This window comes from Mesorhizobium sp. L2C084A000 (assembly GCF_000502875.1).
GTDB lineage: Bacteria > Pseudomonadota > Alphaproteobacteria > Rhizobiales > Rhizobiaceae > Mesorhizobium.
The window spans coordinates 829,935-844,573 of the sequence record NZ_AYWX01000001.1 but is presented as its reverse complement, the minus strand read 5'-3'; the positions used below and the strand labels follow the sequence as shown (position 1 = coordinate 844,573).

The following is a 14,639-nucleotide window of genomic DNA, read 5'->3' as shown; positions in this document are numbered from 1 at the left end:
TTCCGTCGACGATAGGCGATGACATGTCGATCCGCGAAGAACTGGCCAATACGACCGTGGCGTTCACTTCCGCGGAAGAGAAGATCGTCCAGGTCCTGCTCGCCGATTATCCGATGTCGGGGCTGGGCACCGCGACCCGGCTGGCACGGCGCGCTGGCGTCAGCGACCCGAGCGTGACGCGGCTGATGACCAAGCTTGGCTATGTCGGCTTTGCCGACTTCCAGGCACGCCTGCTCACCGAAGTCGAATCCAGGCTGCATTCGCCGCTTTTGATGATGGAGGCCAAGCGTCCGGGCGGCTCCAGCGAAGGCACCGCACTTGCCTATTTCCATTCGGTTTCCGACAGCTTGGAGCGCACGCGCACGGCAGTGCCGGTGCAGGCCTACACGCGGGCCGTCAACATGCTGCTGGAGAGCAAGGGCCAGGTCGTGCTGCTGGGCGGCCGGTTCAGCCGGCATATCGCCTCCATGCTGGCCGGCTACCTCCTGCAGTTCCGCTCCGGCGTGCGCGACATCGGTTCGTTGAGCCCCGCCGATTTCGACCTGTTGATCGACCTTGGCAAGCGCGACCTCCTCGTCGTGTTCGACTACCGGCGTTACCAGTCGGACGTGGTGAGCTTTGCCCAGCAGGCCAAGGAGCGCGGCGTCTCCATCCTGCTGTTCACCGATGTCTGGCTGTCGCCGATATCTGACATAGCGGACCTGACCATGGTCGCCGCGATCGACGCCAACTCGCCGTTCGACACGCTGGCGACGGCCGTTGCCCAGATGGAAACCGTGTTTGCCCACGCGCTGGAGGGCCACGGCGCCGGGGTGCGCAAGCGCATTGAGGACATCGAAAGGATCCGCAGCGCCAATGCGGTCACGCTCGATATCGCCCTGTCGTCATCGGCCGACGACGCCGCCAAATCCAAAACCACAAGGAAATAGTGTCGTTGCGCCCAGTGCAGCGATGCAAAACGCGGCGATGCAGAGAAGGAAACGACAATGCCCGACAACCAGACCATCATCGACGCCGTGCAGGCTGAGATCGAGACCGATCGCGACTGGTTGATCGGCCTGACCCGCGACATGGTCCGCATCCCTTCGGTCAACCCCAAATTCGAGCCCAATCCGGCGATCAACCGCGAGGCGGATGTCCAGGCGCTGCTCGAACCGATCCTCAAGCAGGACGGGTTCAGGACCGAGCAATGGGATGCCTTGCCCGGCCGGCCCAATCTGGTCGGCGAATGGGCGGGAGACGAGGACCGCAGCCTGATCCTGTGCGGCCATATCGACGTCGTGCCGGTCGGCGCGATGAAGGACTGGTCGGTCGATCCGTTCGGCGGCGAGATCACCAATGGCCGCCTCTATGGCCGCGGCGCCGTCGACATGAAGGGCGGCGTCGCCGCTTGCATCGCCGCCGCGCGCGCGATCCGCAAGGCGGGCATCACGCTGCAGGGCCGGCTCGCCATCCACTCGGTCGTCGACGAGGAAGCCGGCGGCTTCGGCGCCATGGACGCGGTGAAGAAGGGCAAGCTCGCCAAGGCGGTGCTGGTCGCCGAACCGACCTGGGGCGATGTCCTGCCCGTCGAAGGCGGGCTCGAATGGGCGCGGGTGACGATCCGCGGCCGCAACGCCCATTCGGCGCTGCGCTACAACGAGATTTATCCGCAGCGCCACGACAAGGACCGGCTCGAGCCGGGCGTCAACGCCATCGAGATCGCCGCTCGCTTCATCGCCGCCGTGCGCCAGTATGAGCTGGACCGGACGCGGGCGAAATCGCATCCATTGCTGCCGCTCGGTATGAACACGATCAACATCGGCGTCATGCATGGCGGCACCGGCCTTGGCGAACACGGCCTGCCGACCGTCATGACCAACCCGGCCATCATTCCCGACGTCGCGGTGCTCGACCTCGACATGAAATTCCTGCCCGATGAGAACTCGGCCGACTACCGCCGCGATTTCGAGACGTTCGTCCACCATTTCGCCCAGACCGATGCGTGGCTGCGCGACAACCCGCCTGCGATCCAATGGGAGCTCGGCGGGCTGTATTTCCCGCCGATGAACACCCCGGTCGATCATCCGCTGGTGACCTCGCTGATGAAGCGCAAGGCCATGGTCGGCAAGGCGCCGCAGGCGCGCGGCTTCGTCGCTGTGTGCGATGCCGCGCACTATGCCGGCGCCGGCGTCGACGGTGTCATCTTCGGCCCGTCGGGCGACGGTTTTCACGGTTCCGACGAATATGTCGAGGTCGAATCGGTGGTCGAGACCGCCAAGGTGATCGCTGCTTCGGTCATCGACTGGTGCGGCATCCGCTGAGGCGGAGCCGCTATTCCGAAACGGTCAGGCCGGGCGTTTCAGGCGTCCGGCGACGGCGCCCCATGAAGCCTTGATCATGCCGACCAGGCCGCTCGGGTAGGCCAGCATCACGCCGATGATCAGCACCGCCGTGATCATCGGCCGCCACGCACCGAAATCGGCCATCCATTCGGCGAAGATCGTCAGCACGAACGAAGCGATGATGGCGCCGTAAATGGTGCTGGTGCCGCCGAGCAGCACCATCGACAGGATGATGGTCGCCAGGCTCATGCCGAAGACGTCGATCGAGGCATTGCGCTGGTAGGCGGCGTAGAAGGCGCCGGCGATGCCGGTGAAGAAGGCGCTCGCGGCAAGCGTCAGCATGCGCTGGCGGACGATCGAGACGCCGCGGCTGACGGCGTATTCCTCATTGTCGCGCAAGGCGACGATACTGGCCCCGGCGCGTGAGCGCACGAACACGCGCAGGAACAGCGTGCTCGCCACCAGCAGCGCCAGCGCGATGTAGAAATAGGCTGACTTGCCGTCACGGACCATATTGTGGTCGAACACGTAAAGTCCGGGAATGCGCACCAGCCCTTGCGTGCCACCGGTGATGGCGGACTGGCTGATGATCACCTGCATGACCAACTGCGCGAAGCCGAAAGTGACCAGGATGATGTAGATGCCCTTCAGCCGCAGGATCGGGATGGTCACCAGGATCGCCGCCAGGGTTGCGATGACACCGCTGGCAAACAGCGCGATCCACGGGTCGAATTCGGCCAGCTTGGTCAGCAGGCTGTAGGCATAGACGCCGATGCCGAACAGCGCCAGATGGCCGAAATTGAAGACGCCGCCATAGCCGAGGCTGAGGTCCCAGTTCGAGGCGACGATCGCATAGATGAAGGCCATGATCAGGATGTGGCGGGCATAGGTGTCGCCGAAGATCAGCGGCAGCAATGCCAGCAAGGCGAAGCCGATCACGAAGCCGATGGCCTCCTGCTCCCACGGCGTGCGGCCGGGAGCGATCGGGGTTGCCGCCTCTGCATGGCCAAGGGTGATCGGCGATGTCGTGTTGGTCATGCTAGGCCTCGGGAGCGGCTGGCGAAGATGCCCTCGGGGCGTACCATCAGGGTCAGGATGAGCACGCCGAACAGCAGCGCGGGTGTCCAGTATAAGCCGAAATAATAGCTGCAGGCGGCCTCGAAGAAGCCGATCAGATAGGCGGCGAAGATCGGACCCGATATGCTCGATATGCCGCCGAAAACGACGACGATCAGCGCCTTGAGCAGCGGGTCGCTGCCCATCACCGGCGACATGAAACGGTAGCCGCCCATGAAGATGCCGGCGAGCCCGGCCAGCGAAGCGGCGATGGCGAAGGCCAGCCCATAGAGCGCGGTGACGTTCAGCCCGACAAGATGGCTGGCATCTTCGTTCTGCGCCACGGCGCGCAGCGCCAGTCCCAGCCGCGTGCGGTTGAGGAACACCCAAAGTGCGGCCAGGATCAGCGGCGTGATGACGATGATGGCGATCTGGTGCAGGGAGACGCCGACGCCGCCGATGGTGGCGTTGCCGGCGATCAGGGCAGGGATCTGCTTCGAGCGCGGTCCCCAGATGGTCAAGGCGCCGTTCTCGATCAGCGATCCGGCCGCCAGCGTGGTGATGACGACGACCAGCACGATGTTGGGCCGGCCGATCAGCGGCCGCACGACGCTCGCCTGCAGGATCCAGCCGACACCGGCCATGACGACGACGGCGATCGGAAAGGCGACCGCCGCCGGCAGGCCGAGTTCGATCAGTTGCCAGGCGATGTAGGCGCCCAGCATCATGAACACGCCATGGCTGAAATTGAACACGCCGATCGTCGTCCAGACCAGAGCGAGCCCGACCGCCATCATGGCGTAGAGCGAGCCCTGGAACAGGCCGCCGAACAGGATTTCCGCCAATGCGCTCATCTTCGGATTTTCCTAATGGCCAAAATACATCGACATGATCTCGCCGTGGTCGAGGCTTTCGCCCGGCTTGATCTCGGTCGCCACGGCGCCATGGTTGACGAGGTAGAGTTGCTGCGTCAGCTCCAGCAGGAATTCGATATCCTGCTCGACGACGATCAGCGGCACGCCGCCGCGCGAAATGTCCATGACGGAGGCGCAGAGTTCGTCCTTGATCTTGGGCGCCAGTCCCAGCGTCGGCTCGTCGAGGATCAGCAGGCGCGGATGGCTCATCAGCGCGGTGCCGATCGACACCATCTGGCGCTCGCCGCCCGACAATGTGCGCACGCGCTGGCGCCAGCGTTCCGCCAGTTTCGGAAACAGCCTGATCACCTTCGCGCGGTTCTCCGCCTCATGCAGCCGGGCCCGCGGCGAATAGGCTCCGAGCGCCATGCAGTCGGCGATCGAGAGATCGGGAAACAGCCGGTTGCCTTGCGGCACATGGATCAGGCCGGCGCCGACGATGGCGCGTGCGCTGCGGCCGGCAATGTCTTGCCCGTCGAACAGGATGCGGCCGCTCTTCGGCTGCAGCAGCCCGGAGACTGCGCGCAGCAGCGTCGTCTTGCCATGGCCGTTGGGGCCGAACAGGCCGACATTGCCGAAACGGCCGGCCTCCAGCGAGATGTCGTGCAGCACGGTGACGCGGCCATAGCCGGCGGTGACGCCTTCGACGCTGAGAATGGGGTTCACGCCGCCGACCTCCTCGTGCCGAGATAGGCTTCGATGACGCGCGGATCGGCGATTACGCCTGCCGGATCGCCGGCGGCCAGGACGCGGCCATTGTTGAGCACCAGCAGATGCTGCGAAAGGCTCATCAGGAAGGTCAGCACGTGCTCGATCAGAAGGATGGTGATGCCGCGGTCGGCGGTGCGGCGGATCAGGCCGATCGACGTCTCGATCTCGGGCTTGGTCAGGCTCGATGCCGGCTCGTCGAGCAAGAGCATGCGCGGCTGCATGGCAATCGCGGTGGCAAGCATCAGGCATTTGCGCTCGAACACGGATAATTCGCCGGCAAGCCGGCCGAACGACTGAGATCCCAGACCGACGAACTCCAGCGCCTCGGCGGCGGCATTGCGGGCCGTGGCCGCTGTCTTTTCCTGCTTGCCGTAACTGGCGCCGATCAGCGCGTTCTCGAACACGGTCAGCCCGTCGAAGCTGGTCTCGCGCTGAAACGTGCGGGCGAGGCCGAGGCGCGCGATGGCGTGTCCCGATTTGCCGTTTATGGCAATGCCGTCAAAGCGGATCTGGCCCCGGTCGGGGCCGAACGGTATGCCGGTGATGATGTTGAACAGCGTGCTCTTGCCGCTGCCGTTCGGGCCGGCGATGCCGAAGATCTCGCCGGCCTCGACCTTGAACGACACGCCATCGACGGCCTTCAGCGAACCGAAGGCCTTCGACACGTCGTCCAGTTCAAGCAGGGCCATTCCCTACTTCATCCAGGGCTGGAGCTTGAAGGCGCCGGTGGCGTATTTCTCCGGCGAGATCAGCGTGCGCTGGCCATCCCAGATCTGGAAGAAGGTGATCGGGATATAGTCGTCGCCCTGCGTGGCAAGGTGGGTGGCCGGATCGAACTTAAGCCGCCCTTCGGCGACCTGCTTGTCGGTTTCCGACAGCGCCTTCATGATCGCCGCATGGTCGGACGCGCCGCCGACCTTCTTGATCGCGTCGAAATAGACATTGGTCATTTCGTAGAGGCCGACGCCATAGGTGCCGCTCTCGACGCCGTATTTTGCCTTGAACTTGGCTGCCACTTCGTCGGCCCGCGGGTTCTTCGGCGTCGTCAGCGCGCCGCCGAGCAGGTTGTAGATGACACCATCCGACTTCTTGCCGGTCAGTTCGACGAATTCCGGAACGCTCGGTGCGTATTGCAGGAAGACGAGGCTCTTGGTCGGCTGCTCGAGGAACTGGTTCAGGAAGGACGCCGAATTGCCCGGCAGATAGTCGGTGTTGATGACGACGTCGGGAACGTTCTCGCGCACCTTGGCGAGGATCGAACGCCAGTCGGTCACTTCGCCGAAGGGCACGATCTCGTCGACGGTGATGGTCCAGCCCTTCTCCTTGAAGGTCTTCTTCATGCCTTCGGAGATGGTCTTCGAATAAGCGTTGTCGGACGAGATGATGGCGACCTTCTTGGTCGGCAAGGTGATCTTGCCGTCGGCCGCGAGCTTCTCGACGAACAGGGTGACGTCGGTGTTGTAGGCGTCGAAGGAAGGCGTCAGCGACCAGCAGCACATGTATTTATCGGGGCTCGGCGCGATGTCCCTGGTCTGCTGCGAGGTGGCCGCCAGCATGTAAGGCATTTCCGCTTCGGCCATGTTGTCGATCTCGAAATTGGTCAGGCTGGCATAGCCGGTCAGCATGAAGTGCACGCCCGGATCGCCAAGCAGGCGCTCGACCGCGCTGGTAACGTTGCCGGCGAACTGATCCTTGACGTCGCCGACCACCAGTTCGAACGTATCCCCGGCAACGCCGCCGGCTGCGTTGGCCTCGTCGATGGCCATCTGCACGCCGCGCTGGAATTCCTGGCCGTCCGCCGCGGCAGGGCCGGTCAGCGGCGCAAGCAGGCCGATCTTGACGATTTCGGCAAAGGCGGGGGCGCCTGACACGGCAAACATGCCGATCAGCGTCGTGCTCATCAGCATATGGCGGATTCGACTTGCGGCGGATTTGGGCTTCATCGTGCTGTTCCCTGTTTTCCTCCCGTTCATCGGGAGTTGGATAATTGACAATCTACGCATAATTGTTCTTATTTGAAAAGGATTTTTCAACGCAACCTGGCCGGGAAGATGGTTCCCGCAAAGGTTTGGAAGCCATGGCGCTTTGCTGCGCAACTGCATTAAAACAGGGCAATTCCCCCGACGGAGCGGACAATGGCGATCTCGCAGAAGACCCTTGAAACCAGCCACGGCAAGATCGCGGTTCGCCAGACCGGTGGCGAAGGCACCGCTGTCATGCTGATCCACGGCAATTCATCTTCCAGCGCCGTTTTCCGCAACCAGTTGGACAGCATGTTGGGCGAGCGCTACCATCTCATCGCTCCCGACTTGCCCGGCCATGGAGCGTCCGCCGATGCGATCGATCCGGAGCGTTCCTACAGCATGGAAGGCTATGCCGACGCCATGACCGAAGTGCTCGGGGTGCTCGGCATCGACAAGGCCATCGTCTTCGGCTGGTCGCTCGGCGGCCATATCGGGCTTGAGATGATCGACCGCTTTCCCGGCCTGCTTGGCCTGATGATCACCGGCACGCCGCCCGTCTCGCCCGAGGAGGTCGGCAACGGCTTCAAGCCGAGCCCGCATATGCACCTTGCCGGGCAGGAAACCTTCACTGACGCGGATGTCGAGGCCTATGCGCGCAGCACCTGCGGCGAGCCGTTCGAGCCGTTTCTCATCGACACGGTGGCGCGCACCGATGGAAGGGCGCGGCGCCTGATGTTCGAAAAGTTCGCGGCCGGCACCGGGCGGAACCAGCGCGAGATCGTGGCCGGCAAGACGCCGCCGATCGCCGTTCTGAACGGCATCGACGAGCCATTCGTCAACATCGATTTCGTCTCCGCTGTGAAATTCTCCAATCTATGGGAAGGCAAGGCCCATCTGCTCGACAAATCCGGCCACGCGCCGTTCTGGGATTCGCCGGATCGCTTCAATCCGGTCTTCGCCCGCTTCCTGGCAAGCTTCGACAGAGCGTAGGTCCGTCGGAAAACCGGCGCCACAGACCCCGCCTTCGAGACAGGTGGGTGACAATCACGCGCACCTACCGTATATTGACATAAAGATATCCTTATGTGACATGAAAAGGCCTGTCGCCAAAGGGATAAAAAATGTCGCAGAATTCTGCATCGCTGGACGATTTGTTCGGCCCCGTCGCGGCAAAACCGGACGGCTCGGAAGTGCTTGCCGCGCTGACGGCAGCAGCACGCGAACGCATCCTCATCCTCGATGGCGCCATGGGCACGCAGATCCAGGGCCTCGGCTTTGACGAGGACCAGTTTCGCGGCGAGGCCTTCGCCGGCTGCGCCTGCCACCAGCAAGGCAACAACGATCTTCTGATCCTGACGCAGCCGAAGGCGATCGAGGAGATTCACTATCAATACGCCATCGCAGGCGCCGATATCCTCGAAACCAACACCTTCTCCTCGACCTCGATCGCCCAGGCCGATTACGGCATGGAGGATGCCGTCTACGCGCTGAACCGCGATGGCGCGCGGCTGGTGCGGCGCGCCGCTGTTCGGGCCGAGCAGCAGGACGGCAAGCGCCGCTTTGTCGCCGGTGCACTCGGGCCGACCAACCGCACCGCCTCGATGTCGCCCGACGTCAACAATCCCGGCTATCGCGCCGTGACCTTCGACGATCTGCGCCTCGCCTATGGCGAGCAGCTGCGCGGCCTGATCGACGGTGGCGCCGACATCATCCTGATAGAGACCATCTTCGACACGCTGAACGCCAAGGCGGCGATCTTTGCAGCGGAAGAGATCTTCATCGAGAAGGGCGTGCGCCTGCCGGTGATGATTTCGGGCACCATCACTGACCTCTCCGGCCGCACGCTGTCGGGCCAGACGCCGACGGCCTTCTGGCATTCGGTGCGCCACGCCAGCCCGTTCACCATCGGCCTCAACTGCGCGCTCGGCGCCAACGCCATGCGCGCGCATCTGGCCGAGATTTCAGGCGTCGCCAACACCTTCACCTGCGCCTATCCGAATGCCGGCCTGCCCAATGAATTCGGTCGGTATGACGAGAGCCCGGACTTCATGGCCGCGCAGATCGAGGAGTTTGCCCGCGAGGGACTGGTCAATGTCGTCGGCGGCTGCTGCGGTTCGACGCCCGAGCACATCCGCGCCATCGCCGAGGCGGTGAAAAAGTATCCGCCACGCGCCATTCCCGACATCGAGCGCAAGATGCGCCTGTCCGGGTTGGAGCCGTTCACGCTGACGGACGAAATTCCCTTCGTCAATGTAGGCGAGCGCACCAATGTTACCGGGTCGGCCAAGTTCAGGAAGCTGATCACGGCGGGTGACTATGTCGCCGCGCTCGACGTGGCGCGCGACCAGGTCGCCAATGGCGCGCAGATCATCGACATCAATATGGACGAAGGCCTGATCGATTCGAAGAAGGCGATGGTGGAGTATCTCAACCTGATCGCCGCCGAACCGGACATCGCCCGTGTCCCGGTCATGGTCGACAGTTCCAAATGGGAGATCATCGAGGCTGGCCTGAAATGCGTGCAGGGCAAGCCGCTGGTCAACTCCATCTCGATGAAGGAAGGCGAGGCGGCATTCCTGCATCATGCAAGGCTCGTGCGCGCCTATGGCGCCGCCGTGGTCGTCATGGCGTTCGACGAGGATGGCCAGGCCGACACCAAAGCGCGCAAGGTGGAGATATGCACCCGCGCCTACAAGCTTTTGACCGAACAGGCCGGCTTCCCGCCCGAGGACATCGTCTTCGATCCGAACGTGTTCGCCATCGCCACCGGCATCGAGGAGCACGACAATTACGGCGTCGACTTCATCGAGGCGGCGGGCGAGATCACCGCGACGCTGCCGCATGTCCACATTTCCGGCGGTGTGTCGAACCTCTCCTTCTCGTTCCGCGGCAACGAGCCGGTGCGGGAGGCCATGCATGCCGTGTTCCTCTACCATGCCATCCAGCGCGGCATGGACATGGGCATCGTCAATGCCGGTCAGCTCGCCGTCTACGATACGATCGAGCCGGCACTGCGCGAAGCCTGCGAGGATGTCGTGCTCAACCGCATGCCCAAGGCCGGCGGCACCGCCACCGAACGCATGCTGGAGATCGCCGAACGCTTCAAAGGCACGGCGGGCCAGGAAACCAAGGAGCGCGATCTCGCCTGGCGCGAATTGACTGTCGAACAGCGGATCGGCCATGCACTGGTCAACGGCATCACCGAATTCATCGACGCCGACACCGAGGAAGCGCGGCTTGCCGCCGAGCGCCCGTTGCATGTCATCGAAGGCCCGCTGATGGCAGGCATGAATGTCGTCGGCGACCTGTTCGGCGCGGGCAAGATGTTCCTGCCGCAAGTGGTGAAGTCGGCGCGGGTCATGAAGCAGGCTGTCGCCGGACTGCTGCCGCATATGGAAGCCGAGAAGCTGGCCAACGCCGCCATCGGCATCGACAATGGCGAACGCCAGACGGCAGGCAAGATCCTGATGGCGACGGTGAAGGGCGATGTCCATGACATCGGCAAGAACATCGTCGGCGTCGTGCTCGCCTGCAACAATTACGAGATCATAGACCTCGGCGTCATGGTGCCGGCGGCCAGGATCCTGCAGACGGCCCGTGAGCAAAATGTCGATATCATCGGCCTGTCCGGCCTGATCACGCCGTCCCTTGATGAGATGGCGCACATGGCCGCCGAGATGGAGCGTGAAGGCTTCGACATTCCGCTGCTGATCGGCGGCGCGACGACCAGCCGCGTGCACACGGCGGTGAAGATCCACCCGCGCTACAGCAAGGGGCAGACGGTCTACGTCACCGACGCCAGCCGGGCGGTCGGCGTCGTGTCGTCCTTGCTGTCGAACGAGAGCAAGGGCGGCTATGTCGACACGGTGCGCACCGAATACAAGAAGGTCGCGGATGCACATGCCCGCTCCGAAGCCGACAAGCAACGGCTGCCGCTGGCCAAGGCGAGGGCCAATGCGCACCGGATCGACTGGTCTGCCTACGAGCCGCCGAAGCCGTCTTTTACCGGCGTCAAGGTGTTCGAGAACTGGGATCTCACCGAACTCGCGCGCTACATCGATTGGACGCCGTTCTTCCAGACCTGGGAGCTGAAGGGCCGTTATCCCAAAATTCTCGAAGACGAGGCGCAAGGCGCCGCCGCGCGCCAGCTGTTCGAGGATGCGCAGGCGATGCTGAAAAAGATCATCGCCGAAAAATGGTTCGCCCCGCGCGGCGTCATCGGCTTCTGGCCGGCCAATGCCGTCGGCGACGACATCAGGCTGTTCACGGACGAAAAGCGGTCGCAGGAACTGGCGACCTTCTTTACCTTGCGCCAGCAGCTAACCAAGCGCGATGGCAAGGCCAATGTCGCACTGGCGGACTTCGTCGCGCCGGCGGAGTGCGGCAAGCCGGATTACATCGGCGGCTTTATCGTCACCGCCGGCATCGAGGAGGTGGCTATCGCCGAACGGTTCGAGCGGGCGAATGATGATTATTCCTCGATCATGGTCAAGGCGCTGGCCGACCGCTTCGCCGAAGCCTTTGCCGAGCGGATGCATGAGAAGGTGCGCAAGGAGTTCTGGGGCTATGCTTCAGATGAAGCGCTGGCACCGGACGAGCTGATCGGCGAACCTTATCGCGGCATCCGTCCGGCGCCCGGCTATCCGGCGCAGCCGGATCACACTGAGAAGGCGACTTTGTTCCGGCTGCTCGACGGTGAGCGCAATGCAGGCGTGAGCCTGACCGAAAGCTATGCGATGTGGCCGGGCTCGTCGGTTTCCGGCATCTATCTGGCGCATCCCGAAAGCTATTATTTCGGCGTCGCCAAGGTCGAACGCGACCAGGTCGAGGATTATGCACGCCGCAAGGCAATGCCCTTGGCCGAGGTAGAGCGCTGGCTCGGCCCCATCCTCAACTACGTGCCGGCACACTATGCCGAGGCGGCTGAATAGCTTTTGTGTTATTGCAGTTTGACGGAGCTACTTGGAGCCGCCGACATTTCGGGGATCAAAGATTTCTAGACATTCTCCTCGCCCTTTGATTTTGTATAAAAGGGCTTGGGGGGATAATCATGAAATTACGATTTACTGTATTCGCGGCCTTGGCCGCGACGGTCACCGGCTGCCAATACAAGGCCGAGCCGCTGCCGATTGCCTCATACAACGTGTATTCGTCGTACGGTGACAAGCTACCGGGCAAATACCTTTTGTACGTGGATCCGAGTGCCTTGAGCCGCGACATCAAGCCATCTGACATGAACTGCGCAGCTCACACCTTCCCGCTCGATCTGCGGTCCGGCTTCAAGGGCTCGGTCACCAAGACCTTCGAGACCCTTGTCACGGAATTGCAGATCGTTGAACAGCCCGTCGACCGGGCTGATTTAGCCGCTCAGAGTGCCAAGGGCATGATAATCGTCAAAGGCGAAGAACTCGATGGCCGACTTCGCGTCGTTCCTGGATTCTGGACCGCCGGAATGGAAACAGAAGTTCAACTTGCGGCATCTATTATCGTCGATGGACCTAAAGGTCGGCTCTTGGGTTCAACTGTTGCAGGCGAAGGAAATGCTCAAGGTGACGCTGGCGGATTCTGCGAAGGCGGAGCAAAAACGCTCACTGATTCAGCTGAAAAGGCTTTGAAGCAGACGGTGGGACGACTGGGTGAAGCCCTTACCAACTCGGAACGTGTCCGCAAAGGGTCCTAAATCTGAAGGTGTGGCTAACGGCGCTTAACCGCCCTGGTGTCATCTTCCCGGTCGACCAAGTTCCGTTCCGAGCCGCCCCGTTGCCGTCCTTTTCATCCTCGAATTCAGCCAGGATGAGGAGGCTGAATGGCGCAGTCTGGCTTACGCCATGCGTTCAACAGAATTTGCGCGGGTTCCCGGCTTGTGATCCATGGCGCGGCGGTTACACCTTCGCGGGCAGTCGCCTTTGCAGTTGGAGCGCCGAATGACCTTACTCACACGCCGCAGGCTTTTGAAAACGGCAGCAATAGCCGGCGCGGGCGGGGTCGGGCTTTCGGCCATGGGTCGGCTTGGCGGCTGGGCCGCTGCCACGCCTGAGCCGGTGGTTTTGCAGACGGCAAAGATCCAGGCGAAGCTGATGGATGTCGGCCAGACCAGGGATGTGCTGACCTATGGCAACGCCGGAATGCCGCCCGTGCTCAGGATGAAAAAAGGCGAGCCCTTCGCCGCACGCCTTGTCAACGCGATCGACGATCCGACGACGATCCACTGGCACGGTATTCGCGTTCCAAACAAGATGGACGGCGTCCCGTTCCTGGTCCAGCCCTACGTCTACACCGGCGATCATTTCGACTACGCCTTCACGCCGCCGGACGCCGGCACCTTCTGGTACCACCCGCATTGCAACACGCTGGAGCAGATGGGCCACGGCCTGACCGGCGTGATCGTGGTCGAAAATCCAAGCGATCCGAAATTCGATGCCGAAATCGTCCTCAACCTGCGCGACTGGCGCCTCGGCGACGACGGTCAGTTCATCGATCAGTTCCGGCCGCGCGATGCCGCAAGAACCGGCACTTACGGCACGGTGCGCACCGCCAACTGGCTCGACCAGCCGCAATATGATGCGCCGGCCGGCGGACTGGTGCGGCTGCGCGTCGCCATCACCGACGTGACGCGTATCTACGCTTTTCGCGTCGACGGTGCGGAGGCGAGTGTCATGGCGCTCGACGGCAATCCGGTGCCTGAACGTTTTTCGCCCGACGCCTTGCTGCTTGGACCTGGACAGCGCATGGAACTGGCCATACGCATGCCCGACGAGGAAGGCGCGATCGTCAGCTTGAGGGATGTCAGGGGCACCAAGCCTAAAATCCTGGCAACCCTGCACGCGACAGGAAAATCCCTCAAACGGGACATTCGGGATGTTGCTCCGCTGGAGCTCAATCCGGTGGCGAAAGTGGATCTCGCCAGCGCCAGGCATATTTCCCTGGCACTGAGCGCCACGGCGGAAAACGTCCCGAGCGATGGCATCTGCGGTTCGCTTGGCTACAGTTTCTGGGCCATCAACAAAGTGCCGTGGCCCGGCGACACCAAGGATCCGACCGCGCCTCTGGCCGAACTGAAGCTTGGCCAAAGCTACGTCATCAACATGGAGAACCTGACGCCGCAATCCCATCCGATGCATCTGCACGGCATGAGCTTCAAGGTGCTGTCATCCTCGACGCGCCAGGTTCAGCCGGCTATTTCCGACACCTATCTCATCCAGCCCAACGAAAAGGTTCAGCTCGGCTTCGTCGCCGACAATCCCGGGGACTGGCTGCTGCACTGCCATATCATCGAGCATCAGAAATCGGGAATGACGAGCTACGTCCGAGTGGTCTGAGCCTGTTCTTTCGCAGAAGCCGTGTAGCCTCCGCGATAGCTTGTGACCTTATTTGCGCAACTGCGCCTCGATCTCGTCCAGCACCTTGTCCTTGCCGATGCCGGTGAGGAAGGCGAGGCCCTTGATCACCGGCTTGGTCACCGAAGCGGAGATCGGTGTGGTTGCGACGATGAAGTCGACATTGTCGGCCAGTCCAGGCACTTCGGTGGCCTTTGCCTGCTGGGCGTTGAAGGTGAGGCCGCGTTTCTTCATTTCCTCGGTGACGGCGACGTTGACCGCGGTCGAGGTGGCGATGCCCGTGCCGCAGGCAAAGAGAATGGTTTTCTGTCTGGACATCTCTGCTTCTCCTTG

General features: G+C 62.7%; 12 protein-coding genes. 6 read left to right on the top strand and 6 right to left on the bottom strand.

Annotated features, from left to right (window positions below):
- Positions 1 to 23: 23 nt before the first annotated feature.
- Positions 24 to 929, top strand: a complete 906-nt coding sequence (locus tag X735_RS161835) for a MurR/RpiR family transcriptional regulator (protein WP_023809214.1) — start codon at positions 24 to 26, stop codon at positions 927 to 929.
- 57 nt (positions 930 to 986) lie between these two features.
- On the top strand, positions 987 to 2,303 hold the full coding sequence (locus X735_RS161840; RefSeq protein WP_023809213.1) for an ArgE/DapE family deacylase: 1,317 nt from the start codon (positions 987 to 989) through the stop codon (positions 2,301 to 2,303).
- A gap of 24 nt (positions 2,304 to 2,327) precedes the next feature.
- On the opposite strand, the gene X735_RS161845 is transcribed toward X735_RS161840, so the two are convergent.
- From X735_RS161845 to X735_RS161865, 5 genes are read right to left on the bottom strand one after another with little or no spacing between them, the layout of a single operon-like run.
- A complete protein-coding gene (locus X735_RS161845) occupies positions 2,328 to 3,362 on the bottom strand; it encodes a branched-chain amino acid ABC transporter permease (RefSeq protein ID WP_023809212.1) in 1,035 nt (344 codons plus the stop codon).
- Entirely contained in the window at positions 3,359 to 4,234 is an 876-nt protein-coding gene (locus tag X735_RS161850; protein ID WP_023809211.1) for a branched-chain amino acid ABC transporter permease, read from the bottom strand. Before X735_RS161850 ends, X735_RS161845 begins: the two co-directional genes overlap by 4 nt.
- A 12-nt stretch (positions 4,235 to 4,246) precedes the next feature.
- Positions 4,247 to 4,960: an ABC transporter ATP-binding protein gene (locus tag X735_RS161855; RefSeq protein WP_023809210.1), complete on the bottom strand. Its 714-nt coding sequence runs from the start codon at positions 4,958 to 4,960 to the stop codon at positions 4,247 to 4,249.
- The gene (locus tag X735_RS161860; protein ID WP_023809209.1) at positions 4,957 to 5,694 is read right to left on the bottom strand and encodes an ABC transporter ATP-binding protein; all 738 of its coding nucleotides are present in this window, start codon (positions 5,692 to 5,694) and stop codon (positions 4,957 to 4,959) included. The genes X735_RS161855 and X735_RS161860 overlap by 4 nt, the downstream gene beginning before the upstream one ends.
- Before the next feature lie 3 nt (positions 5,695 to 5,697).
- Positions 5,698 to 6,948 (bottom strand): ABC transporter substrate-binding protein, encoded by a 1,251-nt coding sequence (locus X735_RS161865; RefSeq protein ID WP_023809208.1) that lies wholly within the window; start codon positions 6,946 to 6,948, stop codon positions 5,698 to 5,700.
- A 192-nt stretch (positions 6,949 to 7,140) separates the two neighbouring features.
- On the opposite strand from X735_RS161865, the gene X735_RS161870 reads away from it, so the two are divergent.
- The 4 genes from X735_RS161870 (at position 7,141) to X735_RS161885 (ending at position 14,288) form a co-directional block, all read left to right on the top strand.
- Positions 7,141 to 7,959 carry an alpha/beta hydrolase gene (locus tag X735_RS161870; protein ID WP_023809207.1) on the top strand — a complete coding sequence of 273 codons (819 nt, stop codon included), beginning with the start codon at positions 7,141 to 7,143 and terminating at the stop codon, positions 7,957 to 7,959.
- A 131-nt stretch (positions 7,960 to 8,090) separates the two neighbouring features.
- A complete protein-coding gene (gene metH, locus X735_RS161875; protein ID WP_023809206.1) occupies positions 8,091 to 11,900 on the top strand; it encodes a methionine synthase in 3,810 nt (1,269 codons plus the stop codon).
- Positions 11,901 to 12,019: 119 nt separating this feature from the next.
- Positions 12,020 to 12,649 carry a hypothetical protein gene (locus X735_RS161880; protein WP_023809205.1) on the top strand — a complete coding sequence of 210 codons (630 nt, stop codon included), beginning with the start codon at positions 12,020 to 12,022 and terminating at the stop codon, positions 12,647 to 12,649.
- A gap of 244 nt (positions 12,650 to 12,893) precedes the next feature.
- Positions 12,894 to 14,288: a multicopper oxidase family protein gene (locus X735_RS161885; RefSeq protein WP_023809204.1), complete on the top strand. Its 1,395-nt coding sequence runs from the start codon at positions 12,894 to 12,896 to the stop codon at positions 14,286 to 14,288.
- 48 nt (positions 14,289 to 14,336) lie between these two features.
- Here the strand turns inward: X735_RS161885 and X735_RS161890 are convergent, their stop codons facing one another.
- Complete coding sequence (locus X735_RS161890) at positions 14,337 to 14,624, bottom strand: PTS sugar transporter subunit IIB (protein WP_023809203.1); 288 nt, start codon at positions 14,622 to 14,624, stop codon at positions 14,337 to 14,339.
- Positions 14,625 to 14,639 lie beyond the last annotated feature (15 nt).